15 protein-coding genes and 2 pseudogenes are annotated in these 24,143 nt (G+C 31.8%); 13 read left to right on the top strand and 4 right to left on the bottom strand.

Annotated elements, in window-relative coordinates; all coding sequences use genetic code 11:
* Positions 1 to 518 (top strand): transposase (locus JCM14822_RS08060; RefSeq protein ID WP_157047683.1); only part of this gene is annotated, 518 nt, incomplete at its 5' end.
* Between the two features lie 597 nt (positions 519 to 1,115).
* Here JCM14822_RS08060 and JCM14822_RS08055 read toward each other — a convergent pair.
* The 3 genes and pseudogenes from JCM14822_RS08055 to JCM14822_RS21770 form a co-directional block, all read right to left on the bottom strand.
* On the bottom strand, positions 1,116 to 1,424 hold the full coding sequence (locus JCM14822_RS08055; protein WP_054741315.1) for an alpha-amylase family glycosyl hydrolase: 309 nt from the start codon (positions 1,422 to 1,424) through the stop codon (positions 1,116 to 1,118).
* A gap of 1,024 nt (positions 1,425 to 2,448) precedes the next feature.
* Positions 2,449 to 2,886 (bottom strand): threonine/serine exporter family protein, encoded by a 438-nt coding sequence (locus tag JCM14822_RS08050; protein WP_054741313.1) that lies wholly within the window; start codon positions 2,884 to 2,886, stop codon positions 2,449 to 2,451.
* Positions 2,883 to 3,607: pseudogene (locus JCM14822_RS21770) on the bottom strand (threonine/serine ThrE exporter family protein). The gene JCM14822_RS08050 and the pseudogene JCM14822_RS21770 overlap by 4 nt, the downstream one beginning before the upstream one ends.
* Before the next feature lie 324 nt (positions 3,608 to 3,931).
* Between JCM14822_RS21770 and iorA the strand changes: the two are divergent.
* From iorA to JCM14822_RS08025, 3 genes are all read left to right on the top strand, one after another.
* Entirely contained in the window at positions 3,932 to 5,659 is a 1,728-nt protein-coding gene (gene iorA, locus JCM14822_RS08035; RefSeq protein WP_054741307.1) for an indolepyruvate ferredoxin oxidoreductase subunit alpha, read from the top strand.
* A 1-nt stretch (position 5,660) separates the two neighbouring features.
* A complete protein-coding gene (locus JCM14822_RS08030) occupies positions 5,661 to 6,242 on the top strand; it encodes an indolepyruvate oxidoreductase subunit beta (RefSeq protein ID WP_054741305.1) in 582 nt (193 codons plus the stop codon).
* A 62-nt stretch (positions 6,243 to 6,304) separates the two neighbouring features.
* Positions 6,305 to 7,540, top strand: a complete 1,236-nt coding sequence (locus tag JCM14822_RS08025; RefSeq protein ID WP_054741303.1) for a serine hydroxymethyltransferase — start codon at positions 6,305 to 6,307, stop codon at positions 7,538 to 7,540.
* A 62-nt stretch (positions 7,541 to 7,602) separates the two neighbouring features.
* On the opposite strand, the gene JCM14822_RS08020 is transcribed toward JCM14822_RS08025, so the two are convergent.
* On the bottom strand, positions 7,603 to 7,791 hold the full coding sequence (locus tag JCM14822_RS08020; protein ID WP_054741301.1) for an IS3 family transposase: 189 nt from the start codon (positions 7,789 to 7,791) through the stop codon (positions 7,603 to 7,605).
* 645 nt (positions 7,792 to 8,436) lie between these two features.
* On the opposite strand from JCM14822_RS08020, the pseudogene JCM14822_RS24925 reads away from it, so the two are divergent.
* From JCM14822_RS24925 to JCM14822_RS07980, 9 genes and pseudogenes are all read left to right on the top strand, one after another.
* Positions 8,437 to 9,194, top strand: a pseudogene (locus JCM14822_RS24925) (GH36-type glycosyl hydrolase domain-containing protein); the annotation flags it as partial.
* 207 nt (positions 9,195 to 9,401) lie between these two features.
* Positions 9,402 to 10,829, top strand: coding sequence for a GH36-type glycosyl hydrolase domain-containing protein (locus JCM14822_RS24920; protein ID WP_408606189.1), 1,428 nt, complete (start codon positions 9,402 to 9,404; stop codon positions 10,827 to 10,829).
* Between the two features lie 628 nt (positions 10,830 to 11,457).
* Positions 11,458 to 12,231, top strand: coding sequence for a 2-amino-3,7-dideoxy-D-threo-hept-6-ulosonate synthase (locus JCM14822_RS08010; protein WP_054741299.1), 774 nt, complete (start codon positions 11,458 to 11,460; stop codon positions 12,229 to 12,231).
* 73 nt (positions 12,232 to 12,304) lie between these two features.
* Positions 12,305 to 13,363 (top strand): 3-dehydroquinate synthase II, encoded by a 1,059-nt coding sequence (locus JCM14822_RS08005; RefSeq protein ID WP_054741297.1) that lies wholly within the window; start codon positions 12,305 to 12,307, stop codon positions 13,361 to 13,363.
* Positions 13,364 to 13,394: 31 nt separating this feature from the next.
* The gene (locus tag JCM14822_RS08000) at positions 13,395 to 15,509 is read left to right on the top strand and encodes a hypothetical protein (RefSeq protein WP_157047681.1); all 2,115 of its coding nucleotides are present in this window, start codon (positions 13,395 to 13,397) and stop codon (positions 15,507 to 15,509) included.
* Positions 15,497 to 16,735: an MFS transporter gene (locus tag JCM14822_RS07995; RefSeq protein WP_054741293.1), complete on the top strand. Its 1,239-nt coding sequence runs from the start codon at positions 15,497 to 15,499 to the stop codon at positions 16,733 to 16,735. The genes JCM14822_RS08000 and JCM14822_RS07995 overlap by 13 nt, the downstream gene beginning before the upstream one ends.
* A 75-nt stretch (positions 16,736 to 16,810) precedes the next feature.
* Entirely contained in the window at positions 16,811 to 19,186 is a 2,376-nt protein-coding gene (locus JCM14822_RS07990; protein WP_172674791.1) for a PEP/pyruvate-binding domain-containing protein, read from the top strand.
* 54 nt (positions 19,187 to 19,240) lie between these two features.
* A complete protein-coding gene (locus JCM14822_RS07985) occupies positions 19,241 to 22,426 on the top strand; it encodes a non-ribosomal peptide synthetase (protein WP_054741289.1) in 3,186 nt (1,061 codons plus the stop codon).
* A gap of 17 nt (positions 22,427 to 22,443) precedes the next feature.
* Positions 22,444 to 24,141, top strand: a complete 1,698-nt coding sequence (locus JCM14822_RS07980; RefSeq protein ID WP_054741287.1) for a carbamoyltransferase N-terminal domain-containing protein — start codon at positions 22,444 to 22,446, stop codon at positions 24,139 to 24,141.
* Positions 24,142 to 24,143 lie beyond the last annotated feature (2 nt).

Raw genomic sequence — 24,143 nt, 5'->3', positions numbered from 1 at the left:
TTTTCTTCGTAAACTACAAGAAAAATTTTTTCATTAGTCGTATCAAAACAAATTTAAAGTGTTACAAATCAATTTCAGAAAGATATGCTATCTATGAACAACTGGAGTTAGAAGAACTTCTTAGCCAAAGTAAAGATTCTATTGGAACCGAAAAATATAACAAGCTTAAAGTCTGCTTAGTAGGTGTAAAACTTTCTGATGACATTGCAACTAAATGTATCAGAAAGGCTATTATACAAAATAATGGTGCTGATATCGATGTATACAAATGTCAGTTTTTACACTGGAATCTTATGATTACTAACATCAATAGAGAAACGTTTAATGCTTCAATTATTACAGAACTTTATCGTATGAGATGGCAAATAGAGTTACTTTTTAAGGTTTTAAAAAATATACTTTCTATAGATAAAATGCATGTCGGAAAAACTAAATATGTAGAAGCTATTCTGTATGGAAAATTGCTAGGTGCATTACTTACAATGCTACTTTATGATTGTATCATGATTGTATCATGATTGTATCAATCAAACAATGCTTCATAATCAGGGGAAAGGCGTTAGTATCCAAAGATTTTACACATTGATTATAGTTGACTTATATCAGTTTTACACACTCAAAAGGATAACGTTATATACTTACGAAAGGCTTTCTAATGTTATCTATAGAATAGGAAAGTTGTCTTTACATGAAAAAACGTTTACGACAAACAACTTACGCTAAAATCGAATATTATTTAGAACAACTCATTATTACTGGAAAAGATTAGGACTAAGTTTACGATTATGATAAAACAAGTTTAACATACAAATATGTAGAATATAAATATGATAAAATAATGTTATAATAATTCATTAAATAAATAGAAACTATAAACGTGTAAAATTAGTACCAATAATTTTCCAGTACGATTTTGAGCAAAATAAAAAATATTTATGACAGTTCTTGATATAATTAAGTCGACAAAAAACATAATTATAAGGAGATTACATAAATACTTAATGATTCTTTGGATATAATCAAATTCCTAAATAAGTTAAATCTTGATTTATTTTATTCTAAATCTCAGTACTCACATATCATCGCATTCATTTCATCTATGATGATCAAAGGGTTTAATGGTAAAAAGGATGTACATAGTTTGGAAAAGCATTATCGTCATCCCAAGTTTCACCAATTAGATAAACAGTAGGATTAATGCCTTCACAGGCAGTGGCAAATTCATTCCAACATTGAATGTTATGAGCTTCTTGATTATTTTGTTTGTTGAATTCATGATCGCTATAGACATGAATAGCTGCATCTAGTCTAAAACCATCCACACATAAGCTGAGCCATTTAGTAGCAGCTTCCTTGATTTCTTCACGAACTCTAGGATTATTATAGTTAAGAAAAATTAGGCATGGCGCCGTTAAAAATGCCATAATAGTGACTCGTACCGACTCGCCACCAAACAGGGCTATCCCAAGCGGACTTATCTGTTTCAAGACAGGTTGGTCCAGAGTATGAAAGTAAGCCCTTTAAGCTGATTTTATAAAGGACACCGTCTTGGAGCTTACCGCTATAACTGCCTTTTCTAGTAATCTGATAGAAATAAACAGTAGAGCCATCGCCACGGATAGTAGGGAGTATATTTTAATGGTAGAGTCTAGGAGAATACTGTTTTTGGGGTGGCCATCCTTAAGCGACGTTGCAATGAGGTTAAAAGTACCTAAAGGGGAATCATAATAATAAGCTGACTAGTAGGCGTAGTGGTATTATGGCTGAAGCATAAAATACTTGGTTTTAGAGGCTTGTAAGTGTGCCAAGATAAAGCATATTATAGTGATCATCAAGAGCTGTAACAAGTTGATTAGTTTTTGTGTTAATAGCATCTAGTGAGGTTACGTGAGTAAGGGTATTTCATTCAATGTGCCATGAGCAATATTGATAAAATTATTAGCAAAGAAAGCTGGATTTTTAGCAGAAAAATAAAGATTTTTACCAGCTGGATCAATTGTCATTGCTACGCTATAAGTAAAGTCCTCTGGAAGCTTCATAGGTCTAGGGTTAACAAATCCTTTAGAAGTATAATCTAAGATTAGAACTGTGGTTAAAGGTGAGGCGTAAAAATCAAGGTCTTTAGGATTGTCATGAATATCTAGTGCAATGACATAGGCTTTATCGTTATTTTTAGGAACTAAAACACGTAAAGGTAAATAGCCTTCTACATTAAATTCGGTACATAAAGTAGGTGAATCATTTGAAGTTTGATTTCATGGCAGCCTGTAAATAATAAGAGAAGAGTTAAACAGGTTGAGAGCGTGTAAAGGTGTGATTTCCATATCATTTTATATCTCCTTATAGATAATTTAAAATAAGTACCTTTAGTATAAAATGATATGGAATAAAAGTTTTAAAATTCTATAAATTGAGAAAAATATAAATATTCATTAATAAAATAAGCATTTATATTTTTCTTCTACGCTGAGGCTTACGCCATAAAAGTGGCAGTAAAGCAATGATAACGATAGCGCCAGCAATAACGGCAGAAAGTTGAAATGTTAGAGTTGCATAATTGACAGCTAAACTATAGTTAGAATCTAGTATGGCTGACATGGTACGATAAAGACCAACCCCTGGTACTAGCGGAATGATACCAGCAATCAAAAAGACTGTAACTGGCGTTCTACGTTTCTTTGCAAGAATATACGAAAGCTGCGTAACTAGCAAGCTAGCAATGAAAGTAGAAATAATCGGTGAAAGATTTTTATCTAAACAAAGTAAATAAATGAGCCAGCCGAGTGCTCCTACAGCGCCACAAATAAGTAGGTGCTTTTTTTGTACATGAAATACCACTGAGAAAGTAATGGTAGAAATAAAAGCACTAATGACACTAATAATCATAATAATCCTCCAATCCACTGAGAAAGTCCAAGAGAGCTACCAACGCCAGCAGCTAAAGCAACGGCCACGAGGAGTGCTTCTACAGCTCTAGCTATGCCAGAAATGAGTTCATCGCCAATGGCATCACGAACAGCAGTTGTGAAGGCTACTCCAGGGAGAAGAGGCATAATACAGCCGATAACAATAGGTTCTTCGTGAATAGCTGTTTTAAAGATGAAGCTGCAAATGCTTGCAGCAAACCCTATGACTAAAGCGCACAAAAATAAAACAAAGAAATTAACGATGCTTTTATTTGTAAGCAGAGACTGTAAGAAGCCTATAGCTGTGCCAATAAAGAATGAAAGAATAAATTCTAAAATGCCGCCATTAAACATAACAGAGAAGAAGGCACAGCTAATACCAATACATAAGATAATCAGGTTAGAAGAGTAATAGCTTGGTGCCTTTTTGAGCTCCTCCAATTTAGCCTGGCTTCATAGACATCTAATTTGCCGTCTACATAATCACGAGAAAGCTGATTAAGGCTTTCAATACGGTCAAGTCTCGTACTTCTATTTTTAACACGAACAACTTTAGTAACCATTGCGAAGGAGTCATCATTAATGGTGACCATAATACCCGTTGGAATAACGAAAGTATCGATTGTTTTGTATTTATGTACTTCTAAGATACGGGTAATAGTGTCTTCTACACGATAAGTTTCAGCGCCGCTTTTGAGCATAAACTCACCAGTAGATACAGCAAAGTTTAGTATACGTTCATGGAGATGAGGTTCTACCACTTGAATCCCTCCTTATAAAATTATTTCCTTTAGAGTATATGCAATTTAAAAAAAATACTTGAACTTAAGTTCACTTTAAAGGTCATGAAAAGTATACACTTATAAAAAAATAGTGTAAAGGCATTGAAAAATTGCAAAAATTGTCTATTAAAATTTCTATTTGTATATAAAATATTGAAATTAGCAAAGCAATAATGATATGATATATATACATTTGTATTTGAAGCAAAAAATTATTAACCGAGGAAATGGGGTAAGGGTGAAATGAAAAAGTTGATGCTTGGAAATGAAGCCATTGCACGCGGTGTTTATGAAGCAGGAGCTACAGTAGCTGTTGCTTATCCAGGAACACCTAGTACAGAAATCACAGAGTTCATTGCTAAATATGATGATATTTATGCAGAATGGGCACCAAATGAAAAAGTAGCTATGGAAGTAGCAATAGGAAGTAGCGTAGCAGGCGCGAGATCAGTAGTAGCTATGAAACATGTAGGATTAAATGTTGCAGCAGATCCACTTTTTACAGCAGCTTATACAGGTGTTAATGGAGGACTTGTAGCATTTGTAGCAGATGATCCAGGAATGCATAGTTCACAAAATGAACAAGATACAAGAATGATTGCAAGAGCAGCTAATGTGCCAGTTCTTGAACCATCTAATAGTACAGAATGTAAAGAATATGTTAAAAAAGCTATGGAAATTAGTGAAGAATATGATACACCTGTTATCGTTAGATTAACAACAAGAGTTGCTCATTCACAAAGTGTTGTAGAACTTGGTGAAAAAACAGCTTATGAACTTAAACCTTATGAAAAGGATATTAAAAAATATGTTATGACACCAGCTAATGCAAAACCTAGACATATTGTTGTAGAGGAACGCATGAAACGCTTAAGTGCTGATGCTGAAAAATTAGGACTCTTTAGTATTGAAAAAGCCAATAATAAAGTAGGTATTATTACAAGTGGTATTTGCTATCAATATGTTAAAGAAACAGGCATTGAAGCTAATATTATGAAACTTGCTATGCTTAATCCATTACCTCTTGAAGTTATTAAAGCATTTGCAGAAGGTTTAGATGAAATTTATGTTGTAGAAGAATTAGAACCAGTGATTGAAGAACAAGTAAAAGCAGCTGGTATCAATGTAAAAGGTAAAGAACTTTTCGGCAGACAAGGTGAAATTACTGTAAGACAACTTAAATCAGTATTTGGTATGGCACTTCCTACATATAGAGAAGCACAAAAAACACCAGTTAGACCTCCAGTACTTTGTCCAGGATGTCCACATAGAAGTGTTTATACAGTTATTAATAAACTTAAATTAACAGTTACAGGGGATATCGGCTGTTATACATTAGGTTCAGCACCACCACATGGAGCAATTGATACTTGCGTATGTATGGGTGCAAGTGTTGGTATGGCCCATGGTATGGAAAAAGCTAGAGGAAAAGAGTTTACTAAAAATGTAGTAGGGATTATCGGAGACTCAACATTTATTCACTCTGGTATTACAGGACTTGTAGATATCGTTTATAACAAAGGTGTATCTACAATTATCATTGCAGATAACTCAATTACAGGTATGACAGGTCATCAACAAAACCCAGGTACAGGAAAAACATTACAAGGGGAACAAACTTATGCCCTTGATCTTGCCACACTTTGCAAAGCAGTAGGTATTAATAATGTTGTAACAGTTAATGCTTATGATATGAAAGCTGTAGAAAAAGCACTTAGAGAAGAAACAGCTAAAGATGCACCATCTGTAATCATTACAAAAGCACCTTGCCGTTTAATCATCAAAGAAAAATGGCCAGTATACAAATGTAGTCATGATAAATGTGTAGGCTGTGGTGCCTGCTTAAAACTTGGTTGTCCTGCTATTCAAAAAGTAGGTAATAAAGTAACTATTAATACGGCTTTATGCGCAGGTTGTGGCGTATGTGCTACTGTCTGTCCTAAAGGCGCTATTGGGAAGGAGGAAAACTAAGATGACTAAAAATATATTAATCGTAGGTGTCGGTGGACAAGGTACCCTCTTAACAGGACGTATCATTGGAAACTATGCATTATCTAAAGATTATGATGTAAAAATGTCTGAAGTGCACGGTATGTCACAACGTGGAGGAAGCGTTGTTATGCAAGTAAAATATGGTGATACAGTTTATTCTCCACTTGTAGAACTTGGAGAAGCGGATATTATCTTTGCTTTTGAAAAATTAGAAGCATTAAGATACTTACCATTCTTAAAAGAAGATGGTGTACTTATTGCAAATACACAAGAAATTGATCCTATGCCAGTTGTTATGGGTGTAGAACCTTATCCAGTAAATATTGAAGAAACCCTTAAAGCAAGTTGCAAAAATCTTTGCCTAATGGATGCATTATCTATTGCAGAGGAATTAGGAAGCGTTCGCGTGGTTAATATGATTATGATAGGTGCTTATGCAGCATATATCGGCGACGATATTAAAGAATGGGAAGAACTTGTAGAAAAAACAGTTCCACCACATACTATCGAAATGAATAAAGAAGCTGTTAGAAGAGGTTATGCAGCATATCAAAATAAATAAGGTATATAGATATTATCTTTATCATATATAATTTTAAACAATAATTTAGGAGGCAGAAATATATGTACACACTTGATGAATTAAAAACTGTAGATCAAGAAATGGTAGCTCTTATCTTAGAAGAGACGAGTAGACAAAACAATAAAATTGAATTAATCGCTTCAGAAAACTTTGTATCAAAAGCAGTTATGGCTGCTATGGGAAGCACACTTACAAATAAATATGCAGAAGGTTATCCTGGAAAACGTTACTATGGTGGATGTGAAGTAGTAGATAAAGTAGAAGATTTAGCAAGAGATAGAGCCTGTGAACTTTTTGGAGCAGAACACGCTAATGTTCAACCAAACTCAGGGTCACAAGCTAACCAAGCAGTATTCTTCGCAGTACTTAAACCAGGAGATACTGTAATGGGTATGAATCTTAGTCATGGTGGACACTTAACTCATGGTAGTCCAGTTAATATTTCTGGTAAACACTACAATATTGTATCTTACGAAGTAGATAGAGAAACAGAAACTATTGATTATGAAGTAGTAAGAAAAATTGCTCTTGAAAACAAACCCAAAATGATTATTGCTGGTGCAAGTAACTACTCACGTATCATCGACTTCAAGAAGTTTAGAGAAATCGCTGATGAAGTTGGTGCATACCTTATGGTAGATATGGCTCACATTGCTGGTCTCGTGGCAGCAGGACTTCATCCAAGCCCAGTACCATATGCACACTTCGTAACAACAACAACACATAAAACACTTAGAGGACCTCGTGGTGGTATGATTCTTTGTTCAAAAGAATTAGCACCAATGATTGATAAAGCAATCTTCCCTGGTATTCAAGGTGGTCCATTAATGCATGTAATCGCTGCAAAAGCTGTAAGCTTCAAAGAAGCTTTACAACCTGAATTCAAAGCTTATCAAGAACAAATCATCAAAAATGCAAGGACACTTGCAAAAGGATTAATGGATAGAGGATTACGCATCGTATCTGGTGGTACAGATAACCATGTCATGAGCTTAGACGTAAGAAGTCTTAACATATCTGGTAAAGAAGCTGAACATATGCTTGATGAAATCGGTGTAACATGTAACAAAAATACAATTCCATTTGATCCAGCATCTCCATTTGTAACAAGTGGTGTAAGACTTGGTACACCAGCCGTTACGACAAGAGGAATGAAAGAAGCAGATATGGACGAAATCGCAGAAATCATCTTCAAAACACTTTCTAACTTTGAAGCAAACAAGGAAGAATGTACAAAACGTGTAGCTGATTTACTTGCTAAATATCCTTTATACTAATAAAAAGGGAAAAAAGCTGTAGTACAATAAAATGTACCCTTTGTAAAGGACATTAAAAAAAGCTAGATAATACTAAAAAGATGATTTCTGTATTCTACAGGAGTCATCTTTTTTAAGTTCCATTGGCATCTATACTCATTATAATATTTGATATGCTCATCTACTTCTTCTTTTACTTTATCTATATTTTTACATTCCTTTAAAGTTATTTCATCTTTTAAATGTCTAAAGAATAATCCGTGTAGAAGCATTATCTCAGCAATTTCCTTGTCGTGACATAGATTGTTTCATATTGCATGCTTTTACAAGTTGTTGATACTTAGGGCTTGTATAGTGAGTTCCTTAATCTGAGTGAATAAATACATCTTTATGTAGTTGAACTGCACTCTTTTTTAGAGTATGAATTGTATCTGTAGCCAGTTCTAATCTCAAATAATCTGTTACATTTTTATTTTCACTAATAAAAAATCCTTTTAAATTCATCGGTATAAGTTATTCCTTTTGAACTAACTTTCTTTACATGCGGATTCATTGATAGTATTTCAATTTCAGTAGCTGTAAAAATCTTATTACTCATTTATGTGTCTTCGTGCTTAATGATTGATGTTTAATTATTATACACCAAAATACCCTATAGGGTATACTTTTTATTAATGTCTACTCTATAGGGCACATTTTACAATGGTACTACAGCTTTTTTTGAAAGAGTTTAATAAAAATTGTGTAAATTTATTATAATAATTAATTGCTTTTAAGTAATTTATTGACTAAAATTAAAAATTCTAACTTAAAGTCCTTGCTATATGTTAGAATTAATAATAAAATAAAGAAAAATAAGATACTTATTTTTTATACTATTATATAATTATAGGTCAATAAACTAACGGAGGTTAAGTATGAATTACGGTTTCTTTGATGAAAAAAACAGAGAGTATGTTATTACTAATCCAAATACACCAGCACCTTGGGCTAACTATTTAGGATCTCCTGAATACGGCGCAATTGTATCTCATAATGCAGGTGGATATAGTTTTGTTAAGAGTGGAGCAAAAGGTCGTATCTTACGTTATATCTTCAATCAAGAAGATAAACCAGGACGTTACATTTATTTAAGAGATGATGAAACAAGTGATTATTGGTCAGCATCTTGGCAACCAGTAGGTAAAAGCTTGATGAATACAAAAGTGAATGTCACCATGGTACAGCTTACACAAATATTAAAGCTGATTATACAGATATTCATTCAGAAGTTTTATACTATGTACCACTTAATAAAACATATGAAGTTTGGCATCTTAAAGTAACTAATACAGGTGACAAACCTAGAAATCTTTCTGTATTTGGTTATGCTGAATTCACTAATGAAAACAATTACGAAAATGACCAAGTTAATTTACAATATACATTATTTATTACACGTACATATTTCAAAGGAAATAAAATCCTTCAAACAATTAATGAAAACTGTCATAAAGATTGCAATGGTAGCAACCACAATGAACGTTTCTTAGGACTCGTTGGTGCACCAGTTGTATCTTATAATGGAGATAAATCAAGCTTTATTGGTCGTTACCGTAGCTATGGTAACCCAATTGCAGTAGAAAAAGGTGAATGTGATAATACATTAAACTACAATAGCAATGGTTGTGGTGCGCTTCAAACAAAAATTACTTTAGCACCAGGTGAAACAAAAGAAATTACTTTTGTACTTGGCCAAAAAGATGATGCAGAAGCTAACGAAATCTTAGCAAGCTACGAGAATGTAAAGACAGTAGCAAACGAATTAGAAGAACTTAAAGGTTACTGGCATGGTAAACTTAGCAATCTTATTGTAAAAACACCAAGTAGCGAATTTAATAACATGGTCAATACATGGAATGCATATCAATGCTTTATTACATTTATTTGGTCACGTGCTGCATCATTCATTTATTGTGGTCTTAGAAATGGTTATGGATATCGTGATACTGTTCAAGATATCCAAGGAATCATTCACCTTGATCCAGCTATGGCTAAAGAAAAAATTATCTTCATGTTATCAGCACAAGTTAACAATGGTGGAGGACTTCCGCTTGTTAAATTCAATCACAACGCTGGTCACGAAGATACACCAGATGATATGTCTTACGTTCAAGCAACAGGACATCCAGCATACCGTGCTGATGATGCATTATGGTTATTCCCAACAATCTTAAAATACATTGGGGAATCAGGAGATAAAGAATTCATCAATGAAGTAATTCCTTATGCAAATGAAGAAGAAGGAACAGTATACGATCACCTTAAGAGAGCTATTAACTTCTCTATGGAAAGACTTGGTGCTCACCACATGCCAGCAGGTTTACATGCTGACTGGAATGACTGCTTAAGACTTGGTAAAAAAGGTGAGTCTTCATTCGTAGCTTTCCAACTTTACTATGCAATGAGCGTACTTCGCGACTTCGCAAAAGACTTAAATGATACAGAATATATCGCTTACTTAGATGAAGTACAAAAAGTACTTGGCGATACAATTCAAAATAACTGCTGGGAAGATGACCGTTTCATCCGTGGATTCAAAGAAGACGGTGAAGTAATTGGTTCTAAGAAAAATCCAGAAGCAAGTATGTGGCTTAACCCACAATCTTGGGCAGTTATTAGTGGACTTGCTACTAAGGATCAAGCTGAAAAAGCGCTTGAATCAGTTTATAGAGAACTTAATACAGCATATGGTGCACGTGTTATGGCACCATCTTTCAAAAATCATGCATTTGATGGCGCATTAGCACTTCTTTTCAATGGTTCAACAAAAGAAAATGGTGGTATCTTCTCACAACCACAAGGATGGATTATCTTGGCTGAATCATTAATGGGACATGGTAATCGTGCATTTGAATACTTCATGGAAAGTGCACCAGCAGCTCAAAATGACAATGCAGATGTTCGTGTTCTTGAACCATACGTTCATGGTCAATTTACAGAAAGTGTTGAAAGTCCATTTGAAGGACGTTCACACGTTCACTGGCTTACAGGTACAGCTTCTACAGTAATGGTAGGATGTGTAGAAGGTATCTTAGGACTTCGTCCTGACCTTGATGGTATCAAAATTGAGCCAGCTATTCCAAGTACATGGAATGAATTCACAATGGAAAAAGTATTCCGTGGTAAAAATCTTAATATCACAGTTAAAAATCCAAATGGTGCACAAGGTGGCGTAAAAGCTTGCTACTTAAATGGTGAAAAACTAGAAAGTAACTATATACTTGCAAGCAAATTAAATGCAGAAAATGAAATTGTAGTTGAAATGTAATTGATAGCATAAGGCTAAAAAAGTAGTTAAAGTTATTACTATTAGTAGTAAAACTTTAGCTACTTTTTTATTTATAAGCCTGTTCAAACTCAAAAAGTAAAAGTATCATGACAGATTAACTAGCCTTAGAAGAAAGCAAATCGATAGAATAAAATAAATATATATAATATCAAAAATTATAGGTTTTTTAATGCATTTGGAATAAGTGCTATTAAATATGAAGAAAGGTATAAAAACATAAAAGTTACTTTATTTTGTTTATTATGTCTATAGTTGAAAATGGGATAATTAAAAATTAGTAAAAATTTATGAGAAAACCGCATTTTATTCTTGGATTTATATCCATTTAACAAAAAAACAACTAATTATTGTATATAGATAAATTAAATTGATTTTAATAATAATAGGATTTATGTCTTGTCGAGTAAACATAAAAAGAATAATAACTAATTTTACAAATAATTTTAATGAAATTAATAATACAAAATATAAATAATTTCATTAAAATTATTTATAAAAATATAAATAAATATTTAGAATTAAAAAAATCATGATATAATATATCAAAGTCTAGTATAGGGACTTTAATTTAAAAGGTAAAATAAAAACAAGTGATGGGGCGGTGGATATGACGTGTAAAGATACAAGGTTGAGAAGAATTTATGATTTCCGAGATGGCAAGAGTGTAATTTTGCCATTAGATCATGGTGTGACATATGGGCCATTAAAAGGTATTGAAAATATTAAGGAATTGATAAATGAAGTAGCACAGTCAAATCTAGATGCAATAATTTTACATAAAGGTATGTTTAGTCAAATATCCAATATGATACCAAGAAGAATAGGTCTTATTTTACATTTGTCTGCCAGTATTGGTTTTAGTGAAAATAGGAATTATAAAAGATTAGTCAGTAGTGTAGAAGAAGCTATTAAATTAGGAGCAGATGGTGTATCCATGCAAATTAATTTAGGTTGTGAGCATGATGATAAGATGCTTGCTGATTTAGGAAGAGTTTCAGAAGCTTGTAATGAATGGCATATGCCACTTATTGTAATGGTTTATGTTATGCAACAAGGAAAAAATGTTGAAGAGGAATTAGAACACTTAAAACATTGTGTGCGATTATGCAAAGAACTTGGTGCTGATGGCGTTAAGATCGCTTATCATACAGAAATTGAAAAAATGAAAGAGTATTTTGAAGCTGAGAATATTCCAGTTTTTATAGCTGGAGGAGAAAGACGTACAGAAGGTCAATTACTGGATATGGTTAATCAGGTTATGGATGCAGGAGCTTCTGGTGTGATGATAGGTAGAAATGTTTTTCAAAGTGAAAATCCTAAAGAATTAATAAATGAGATTTGTAGCATTGTACATAAAAATGGCGTAAAGGAGGCGTATTAATATACTTAATGTATATTAAACAAATAAAATGAGAAACTCTAATATATATTTGGATTTAAGAAAAAAAATTTCAATGGAGCAGGTTGCTAATATTATTAATAATTTACCTATACAATCTGTGTTAATCAGTAAAAAAGCGTTTGATACAGATAAAACTAAGATTAGTAAACGAATCAATTATATGGTTTATATGGATAAAGATGAGCAGTTAGATAAGTTAGACAAGGATATTACTATTGTTTCAGCTTATCAAGAACAATTAGAACAAATTAAAAGCAAAGGCTATAAAACAGGTTATTATGTAAAAGTTGTTGATAGAGAAACATTAGACTTAGCATGGCAAGAAGGGATTAAACATGATGTATTAATTATTGAATTTAAAGATCCAACTAATATTCCGTTAGAACTTGTTATTGCACAAATTGAAAATAATAAAGCTAATGTAGCTTTATTTAAGGTGGTTAACAGTGTCGAAGATGCTAAAATTGCTTCACAGGTTCTAGAAAGAGGAACAGATGGTGTTGTAATTACAGATTTATCAAGTGATAATCTGCAAAAAATAAATGTATTAACAGATGAAACACAAAAAATCAATTTACAAGAAGTTATCGTAGATAAAATTGAATACATTGGTATGGGTGATCGAACTTGTATTGATACAACATCTCTGATGGGGGTTGATGAAGGAATGATTATTGGTTCTACATCAGCAGGTGGCATTATGGTTTGTTCAGAAACACATTATTTACCATATATGGAATTACGTCCGTTTAGAGTTAATGCGGGGGCAGTTCATTCTTATGTAATGGCACCAGATAATACAAGTAGATATTTAAGTGAATTAGAAGTTGGTAAAACATTAATGTGTGTTAGTACGAATGGAACAGCACGAAAAGTATCTGTAGGACGTAGTAAAACAGAAAAGAGACCGTTATTACTTATAAAGGGGAGAATAGGAGAAACACCTATAAATGTAGTATTACAAGATGACTGGCATGTAAGAGTAATGGGTGTAGATGGTAAGCCTAAAAATATTACAGAACTTAAAAAAGGTGATAAATTGTTTGGTTGTTTAATGGAACCTGGGAGACATGTTGGATTAAATGTTAGTGAAACGATTATGGAAAAATAAGAACTTGCTAAGTAGAAATGGAGTATATGATATGAAATTTAAAATAAATAGTTGTTTTGAGCAAGTAGCATATGAGGAATCTATACAGCAAGGGTATTTATCATTAATAGATAATAAAATATCTATGCAGCCATTAGAAGAGAAACTGGAGTTAAATGGAATATTCCTAGAAAAGGGATGTGGATTAAATGAATCTTATTCCAGTAGGCCAGAAAAAGAGAATGTGTCTGTTATTTATTTTGATAAAAACTATAAAATCATTTCAGAGGCATTTGCTAAGTGGAATGGGTATGCAGTAGTAAAGTTAGATAATGTGGAAGAACTTAGTCAATTATTTGTTAATGAATATTTAATTTTTGTTGGAAGCCCTGATTATTTTAATTTTAGATGGATTAATAAAGTAAATAAAATACAAAGTGCAACTAAGAAATTTTATTATGGGATTATAACGGGAAGAAACTACGAGTCATTAACACATCAAATTTTATATCATACTTTAATGAGTAAGAGTAAAGAGGCTCATATACTGAATTATATGAGAATAGAGAATAGCGAAGGTGTTGAGCAAGATGAAAAAAGTCTCAATGCATATGGTGATCAGTGTAACTATGCCAATCTTAAAGAATATAGTAAAGCGTATAATATCTGTACAATAAATGCACATGGTGGAGATTGTATGGTGTACATATCTGATGGTGTCTTATGTGCAAAGACGAATTGTCTTAAAAAAGATGAGTATAAGAATGATATTATGCCAGCTTGTTACCAGGGATATGAGTGTTTTAAAAATACAAAGGTGTTTTCACCAGAGGGATTAATGTATGATCATTATTTTATAAATTCCTGTTTTTCTTTGAAACCAGCAGAATGTATTTTTAATGATGCATATAATTTAGCTTTTAGATTTTTAGATACAAATATTCTTTCTTATATTGGTAGCATATTTATTATAGAGGAGCGTGTATTACTTAATTATTTATATAGTGCAATGTGGAAGTCAGGTTATACATTAGGTCATATTAATTATACCATTAATCGTACATATAATGATACTTTAGGTGGACCAGATTCACCATTTACATTAATAGGTAACCCAATAATTAAAAATAGTGAAACCATAGCACCAGTAATACATGAAATGATGCAACTTGAGAGTGTAGATTTATCGATTAAAGAGACAGCGATTATCAAGATCAAGGTAGCAGGAACAGATATAAGAGAGCAGTTCTTTTCAGGAAAAGTTAGAATTTCAGTAATGACAGATAAGAAGTTACCTATTTATGCAGCATTCAATGATGTAGGAGACGAAATATGGTTATTTTCAAAATTACTTATAACAGATGATGTTGTACATCTCAAAGTGCTACCAGGCAAGCCTTTTAATTTAGGTATTATACGTAATCTAGAAAGATTTGAGAAGTTTAAGGTTGGCGTTGAAAAGTTTGATGTTTATATGAAAGATATTAAAAAGATTACAATAAATTTTCAAACATTAATAAAAGATTACTTATGGAAGATTTCTGAGAATAGTAAAGTTTACAAAAAGCAAGATAGATGGTTAGAATATTTTAATCTAATTCAAAAGAGCATAATTAATAAGCTTGCAAAGAGGATACACGAGGATGGTTTTAGTTATGAAGAGGCACTTATGGGAAATTCACTCTGCTACAAAGATTATACAGAACTTGATGAGAAATGTAGAGCCTGTAATAGTGATCTTGCTTTAATAAGCTATTCGTGTAGTATAGATGAAACATTAGAAATGTTAATGAAAATATGTCCTAAGTGTGGCGTGGTACATGTTATACCTAGGGACATACAAGAACAAGGTTTATATATTGAGCCATTACAGAATTATCGTATGACATTAGGTGAGACGCAAGAAATAAAAGTATGGATTCATAACAATAGTGAAGAAGAATACTTTGGATATGTAGCTTTATCTGTTAAAAAGGGAAAGAATATTGGTGCACAATATAGTGAACTTCAAGAAATTTCACTTTTACCTAAAGAAAAGAAGGTATTTACATTTACGGTGCAAATTTCAGAGGAGGGAATACCATTTTGTTATTTGGCTAAAGTAATTGCTATTGTAAATGGTGCAATTTGTATTTCAGGAGGAAATCTTATTATATGGGATTTATGATAGATAATAATAAAAAAGTAGGGCATATAAAAATTACGAAAAATATAATTTTAATTATATTAGGTAATGCCATTTCAAAAATAGGTAATGCCATATTTGATGTAGCATTAATATGGTGGCTGGTAGAAAAGTATGGTAGCTCCAAGTATACAGGATATGTAATGGTAGCAACACTTTTTCCAGCAGTATTTATGAGTTTATTAGGTGGGGTTATAGGAGATCGCTATAATAAGAAATATATTATCGTAATATCAGATATTTTATCAGGGTTGGCGTCACTAGCAATGGGAATAATGACTTGTAGTGGGCATCTTAATTTGCAGATGATACTTTTAATTTCTTTTGCTCTAGGGGTAAGTAAATCTTTGTTTGGTCCAACGATTAGATCATTAATTCCAATTTTAGTAGACCATGATGATATTTTAAGAGTAAATTCTATTTTTTCAACTACCTCAGGAATTATTAAAGTTATTGGACCTTTAATGGGTGCAGCTATATTATCAGTTCCATTTATCGGAGTTGGTGGTGCATTTATTATAAATGGAGTTTCCTTTTTTGCTTCAGCTATATCAGAAATGTTTATTTCTTATGAGTTTGTACAAGATAAAAAGTCCACCTTTAATCTAGGTGTCATAAAAGAAGATATGAAACAAGGATTTGTATACATTTTTAAAGATCTAAGGCTTAGAAGATTATTAATAGGTGCATCTATTGCTAATATATTCCTTACAGCATTTACATTTTTAAATCCGTTATTTATAAACAATGTATTACATTGTGTTGTTAATTACTATTCAATTACGTTGGCAATGGAATCAGCAGGTGGAATCTGTGTAGGTATTGTTTTAATGATGATACATAAGAAAGATATGACGCATTTAAAATATATGAGATTATATATTATTTTATTAGGTGGAATTGTATTACTTACACCTGTATCTATTTTCTTTAATCCAATTATCTTCATCTTATCATTCTTTTTTGGGGCATTTACTGTGTGCTTTGATAATACATATTTTTCATATATACAGATTAATTGTGAACGAGGAATTATAGGAAGAGTTATTTCTGTTGTTGGTGCGATTAGTAATTTAGGTGTATTATTTTCATATTTGGTCTTTGGTTTATTAGGAGACTTTATGTTAACAGGTTCATATGTTGTTGCAGGAATATGTATTGTATTATGTGCGTTATTAATTAATATCAGTGAAAAGGAGACTGTATGATCTCAAATAGTATGAGTATCATATGATTTAATAATGTTTTATAAAATAGGTGAATTTAGTAATGTAGGAGAATTATTGTTAGGAGGAAAAGGAAATAGCTTAAATCAACTAAAAAGACAAGGTATTTTTGTGCCAGAAGGTTATATTATCTCAATAGATGAGTTTGAAAAGTATTTAGAATACAATCAAATTGAATGTATGTATGAATACTATATTTCGTCTAATTTAGAGTTACAAGAACGTATTCTTAATGGATGTATACCGCCTCATATGAAAAGAAAATTAGAACAAACCACTCAGCAGATGCAAAGTCAGGGTGTGAAAAAATTTGTAATTCGTTCTTCAGCAATATGTGAAGATGGAGAAATACATAGTATGGCAGGTATGTTTGAATCTTATATCAATCTTGATACATATGAAGCAATTGATGAAGCAATTAAAAAAGTATATGCATCCTTATTCAGCGATCATGTAATAGATTTTATGCTTAAGAATGAGTACAATTTTGAATTACTCAAAATGGCAATTGTATTTCAAGAGTATTTACCAGGACAGGTTTCTGGTGTGGCGTTTACAGCAGATACAGTTGAAATGAATGAGGAAGTTATTTGTATTAGTGCTACAGAAGGTGAATGTGCTAATTTTGTAGGTGGTGAATATGCTTCTGCACTTTATAAAATTAATAAAAGAACTCAATCAGTTTTATGTGGCTTAGAAAATCATGTGCTTTCACCTGAAGCGTTAAGTCAATTGGTAAAGGTAGTAATGCAAATAGAGAAAATTAAACAAGACTATCAAGATATAGAATGGACACTTCTAAATGGTAAAGTATGTATACTTCAGGCTAGAAGTATTACAACATTTAAGACAAAAGACTTTCCAGTAGAATATAAAAGTGAAATAGAGAGTGAATCAGGTTGGAAATTAGGAGAATTTCAAGAACCTTTATTACCTTTTATGCAAGATATTATAAGTATTGAATCAGACCAAGTAGCAAAGGGAGCTGAAAGTACAGTATTTAGACTCCATACATATGTTGAACATAAAATAATTAATGGTTTTTCCTATGTGAGAACTAAAGTATTAGAGCATGCCAAAGAAAAAAGATTAGCCTTTGAAGAGTATATAAAAAGCTTTGGTGAGTGTAATAAAAATGTATTTGATGAAGTAGTTTTACCTGAATTAAGAAAAAGGCTCACTCAGCTTGAAAAGTATAGAGATAAAGCATTATGTAAACATGAAGTTGCACAATATCTAAATTTAGCAGTAGATTATTTAGAATATAGTTGGGAACATCATTGGCTTGCAACGCATGGCAGTTTTTACGTAGATACATTTTATGAAGAATTAGTAAGTAAATTTTCACAATTAGATGTAGAAAATTACTATGATCTCATTTATGGAGAAAGTTTATTACAAAAAGAAAGAAAATATCTTTTTGAAATGGCCAAGCTTGTAAAAGCTAGTCCAGTACTTGCAGATATGTTTAAAAACTGTAGTAGTAATTATCTATTATATGGAAGACTTAATAAAATTAAGGAAGAGTTAAGTGAAGCTAAATTACTTTTAACAGTCATTAAAAACTATTTATTTGAGTATGGCATGTGTGATGCAGGTATGGATGCAGTTATTTATCCTATTTTATATAAAGCACCTGAACGTGTTATTCAAAGTATTAGAGAGATGTTAAAGTTAGATTTTAATGTTTTTGAAAACTCTATCTTGAAGACTAAACAAAATAAGGAATGCTTAAAAAAGGAAATAGAGAGTCAACTTACTGAGCAAGAAGTGACTTGGTTTAGAGAAAAATTAAAAGTAGCTGAAGCTGCATTTTTAACAAATGATAATCATAATCACTTTATGGAAAGAATGTATAGAAGTTATTTATATCTTGCATTAGAGGAAGCAGCAAATATATTAGTACAAGAAAATGTAATTAAAGATAAGAAAGATATTTATTATTTAAGGTTGGAAGAAGTTAAGAACTTACTTATTAAATCAAGAGATATGAAGGAAGTTGTTCATGAAAGAAAAGTGATTTATAGAAAACAAAGAAAAATGTATCCTCTAATTCAATTAGGAAAAGAGGAAGTTACTGAAGAAACAGTATTAAGAAAAAGTAATGAAACAACAGTTATCCAAGCAATATCTGGACTTAATAAAGTAATTACAGGAAAAATTGTAAGCGGTATGCAAGAGGTACTTGAAGAAGAGTATATTTTACTTTTACCACATTGTCACTATGAGGGCATTATTAAAATAATAAGTTCTATTAAAGGAATTATTTTTGAAATGGGTTCGCCTTATGATCATATGGGGATTATTGCTCGGGAAATGGGCGTATTGGCAATGTATGATGCCAAAGATGCAACAACACTTTTAAAAGATGGTGATATTGTGGAGTTAGACGGTATAAATGGGAAAATACGTTTGATTTCAAGGATGGATTAAAACAAATAATGTAGAAAGGAACGTATGCTAACGTTAATAGCATACGATTAAAAGATGAAGAATACACAAGGAAATAAACTAAGTAAAAGTAATGTGGCAGATATAGTTCTTCTTACTCCACTACAACAAGGCTTATTATTTCATTATTTAAATGATGTAACTAGCAGCCTTTATTTTGAACAATTAGTTGTAACGTTTAAAGGTGTAATTGATATTGAGAAACTTAAGGATGCATGGCAATATGTTGCAAATAATAATGAAATTCTTAGAACAGTTTATAGATGGGAAGGATTAAATGATCCAATTCAAATTGTACTTAAGACATATGAGATAGAATTTTATGAGTATGATTTAAGTACAGTAGAAGAAAAAGATAATCAAATTGAAGTAATTAAAGCACAAGATCAAAGCTTAGGGATTGATATTACAAAGCATCCTTGGCGTGTAACATTTTGTAAATTAAATCAAGAACAGTGCATTATGATTTTAAGCAATCATCATATATTATTTGATGGCTGGAGTAGTGGGGTGATTTTGAAAGAGTTACTAGAAGCATATAATGCTTATACAAAAGAAAGAGATATAGCTATCACAAATAAAACCTCATTTAGAAACTTTGTAGACTGGCAATATAAAAAAAATAGTCAAGAAGACATGAACTTTTGGAAAGATTATTTAGGTGATGAAAGCGTTCCTAATAGTATCAGAGATAATCAAACTAAACGTGATACTATTAGTCAAGTGAAGCACTATTATGAGGAAATAGATATAAGTTTAACTCATAAAATATCGAACTTTACGAAACAATATGAAGTTACTTCGGCTACTTTGTTATATAGTGCTTGGGCAATATTACTTATGAAATATAACGCTTCAAGAGACTGTATATTTGGAATGACTTTATCAGGTAGAACACCAGAGATTCGTGGAATGGAAGATATGGTGGGATTATTTATTAATACAGTGCCATTAAAAGTACATATAGAAGAAAATGAAAATATACTTCAGTTATTACAACATGTGGGAGAGACAAGTAGACTTATTACAGAACATGGGTATACTGCTCTAACGGATATCAAGGCTCAAAGCCAGATAGCAAGAGATGAAGAATTATTTAAGAGTATCGTAATTATAGAGAGTTATCCATTACCTAAGACACTTAATGCACCAGACAGTAATGTGGTGATTGATGACTATTATATTTCGGAGGCATCTAACTATGAGCTTTCGCTTGAGATAGGTCTAAGAGATGAGATTTCACTAAGATATGACTATGATAGTAATGTTTATACATCCAATATAATAAGTAGAATTAATGAGCATTTTATTAGGATATTGGAACAAATAGTTGAGTCTCCACAGTTACAAGTAAGTGAGCTAAATTTATTATCAAAAGTAGAATATCATAAACTTACTAACGAATTTAATAATACAAAAATCTCATTTCAAAAGGGGAAAACACTTCAACAACTATTTGAAGAACAAGTGGAGAAAAATCCAGAGCAAACAGCAGTAGTATTTGAAAATCAAGAGTTATCTTATAGGCAGCTTAATCATAGAGCGAATAGTATAGCAAAACAATTAATTGAAAAAGGCGTAGGTCCTGAAAGTGTAGTTGGGGTCATGATAGAAAGATCTATAGACATGATAGTTGGTTTGCTAGCTGTTTTAAAGGCGGGAGGAGCTTACTTACCTATAGATATAGAGTTTCCAGAAGAACGTATAAGTTATATGTTAGAAGATAGTAATGCCATATTGTTATTAACTCAAAAAAAGTATGCACATACATTTGATATACATGCCATGATTATAGAGGAAATGGTCGTAGATGAACAGGCAGAAAATCCATCTGTTCAGGTAACTGATAGTAATATAGCTTATCTTATTTATACATCAGGTTCTACAGGCAAACCTAAAGGAACAATGATAGAACATCATAGTGTTAATAATTTTATAGTAGGGATGATGAATGCAATTGATTTAACAGATGTTAAGACAATTCTTTCTATAACAACTGTTTCATTTGATATTTTTGGCTGTGAGATGTATTTACCATTATTAAATGGACTTAAATTAGTAGTAGCTAGTCATCTTGAACAAATGGATCCATCAGCTTTTGCCAAGTTAGTTATCAATAATGATATAGATCTAATGCAAACAACACCATCACGAATTAATATGATTTTATCTAGTTGTGATGACTTAGTTATAACTGCTTTCAAAAAATTTAAGGTATTACTAATTGGTGGTGAGGCGGTTACTAAAGGGGTATTAAATCGTATAAATGAGATTTGTGAGGTGCCTGTATATAATATGTATGGTCCAACGGAAACAACTATTTGGTCTACAGCAGGTAGAGTATATGCAAATCAAGATATAAGTATTGGAAAGCCTATAGCAAATACGCATATTTATATAATGGATCATAATCAACTTGTTCCTATTGGTGTACCAGGAGAGTTATGTATTTCGGGAGAAGGTGTTTCTAGAGGCTATTATCATAAAGAAGCATTAACACAAGAGAAGTTTATACAATCTCCAGTCTGCTTAGATGAACGTATTTATCGAACAGGGGATTTAGCAATGTGGCTTGAAGATGGTAGTATTCATTTTATCGGCAGAAAAGACTTTCAAGTGAAAATACGTGGACATCGAATAGAACTTGGTGAAATAGAATATAAGATGGTTCAATCTGGACTAGTTGAAGAGGCTGCTGTCATTATAAAAGACACAGCAGATGGGGATAAAGCAATTTGTGCTTATTATGTATCTAAGAAAAATGTAAGTATAGAGGTTTTAAGAGCAGCTTTAACTAAAGATTTACCTAATTATATGATACCTACATACTTTATATTAATTGATAAGATGCCACTTACAGCTAATCAAAAAATAGATAGAAAAGCATTACCTCAACCTAAGATGGAGCAAGAATCAAAGGATATATTTATAGGCCCAGAAAATGAGATTGAAGTAGCCATTAGTGGTATTTGGGAAGAAGTGTTAAATCAAAAAAATATTAGCATTGATAAAGACTTTTTCTATTTAGGTGGAAATTCTATTTTATTAATTAAGTTACACTCAAAAATCAATAAGATTTATACAGATGGTATTAGTGTTCAAGAACTCTTTGATAATAGGACTATAAAAAGTCAAGCACAGTTAATTAATAATAAGTTTAGTGTAAGTAAAAAACAGAGAAAAAAGCTGCAAGAAAAATTACTTTGTAATGCGGTGGTATGAAGGAGGAGTAGAGTTTTATGGTAATTTGTGGATTAAAGCTAACGCATGATGGATGTATTGCATTAATTGAAGATGGAAAATTGATATTTAGTATCGAGATGGAAAAGTTAAACAATAATCCAAGATATACAGAAATAAAAGATACAGCAGTTATTGAAAAAATACTTCTTGAATACGGATATTCAATAAAAGATGTAGACTATTTTGTTATTGATGGATGGGGCGGAAATGACCAAAATGAATTAGCGATTCAGCCGAGACTTGAAATCGGTGAAACATGTAATAGACTTTCTGCATTTAATAATGAAGTACCATACAAACTTGATATCAATTTATATGAAGAAAGTAAACTAGACGCTAATGTAATAGAAGGCAGATTATTTGAGGGGTTACAGATCAATAATTCAATATGTGACTATTATAGTTATTTACATGTAGCGGGACATATTATGAGTGCGTATAGTACAAGTGATTTTGCAAAGAAGGGTGAAAGCTCTTATGTTTTAGTATGGGATGGTGGAATGTATCCTAGATTATATTATTTTGATGCTAAATCTAAAAAGATTGAAAATCTAGGACCAATCTTCTTAATGATTGGAAACATTTATACAATATTTTCACAACATTATGGACCATATAAAGTAAAAGGAAGTTTTGCAAAAGATAGTTTATCTATAGCAGGAAAAGTAATGGCATATATTGCATTAGGAGAAGTTAAGGAAGAACTTTTTGAGTACTTTGATAATATATATCAGGAATGTTATACAACACCAATGGGATTTGCGAATGTATTTGCTAATATATTCAAGGAAATGACAAATGATAAGGGGTACAGAGATGAAGATATACTCGCCTCATTCCATGTATATTTACAAAATATGCTTATTGAAAAGTTAGAGAAGAAAATTAAACGTTTCAATAGAGAGAGCAAAAATTTGTGTATTTCAGGTGGCTGTGCTTTAAATATTAAATGGAATTCAGCTATTAGAGAAAAGGGAATTTTTGAAAAGGTATATGTTTCTCCATTTCCTAATGATTCAGGTAATGCTATTGGTATGGCATGTTGTTTACAATTTGAGAAAACTGGAAACGCCTATGTAGACTGGAATGTATACAGTGGACCAGAAGTAATAAAAAATACAGCTTGTGAAGGATGGACAGAAAAATCATGTTCAATAGAGGAATTAGCGAAGTTACTTTATGAAACAAATGAGCCAGTTGTATTTTTAAATGGGCGTGCTGAATTGGGTCCTAGAGCATTAGGAAATAGAAGTATTATTGCAACGGCAGAACCTACTTATATGAAAGAATTGTTAAATGAAGTGAAAAAAAGGGAATATTATAGACCAGTATCACCTATTTGTTTAGAAGAAGATGCACCGAAATTATTTATTCCAGGTACACCGGATCCTTATATGTTATTTGATCATAGAATAAGAGAAGAATATAAGGAGCGTGTACCAGCAATTTGTCATCTTGATGGAACAGCTCGATTACAAACTGTTACACGTGAACAGAATCCAATTATTGGGGAACTTTTAGTAGCATATAAAAAGTTAAGTGGAATTCCATTACTTTGTAATACAAGTGCTAACTTTAATGGTAAGGGGTTTTTCCCAGATGTTCGTTCAGTTACAGAGTGGGGCAGAGTTAATTATGTATGGTGTGATAACACATTATATGAAAAGAAGGAGAAGATTACAATAGGGAGATAAGA

Source organism: Cellulosilyticum ruminicola JCM 14822 (genome assembly GCF_001311925.1).
Taxonomy (GTDB): domain Bacteria; phylum Bacillota; class Clostridia; order Lachnospirales; family Cellulosilyticaceae; genus Cellulosilyticum; species Cellulosilyticum ruminicola.
This window is presented reverse-complemented; position numbering and strand designations above follow the sequence as displayed.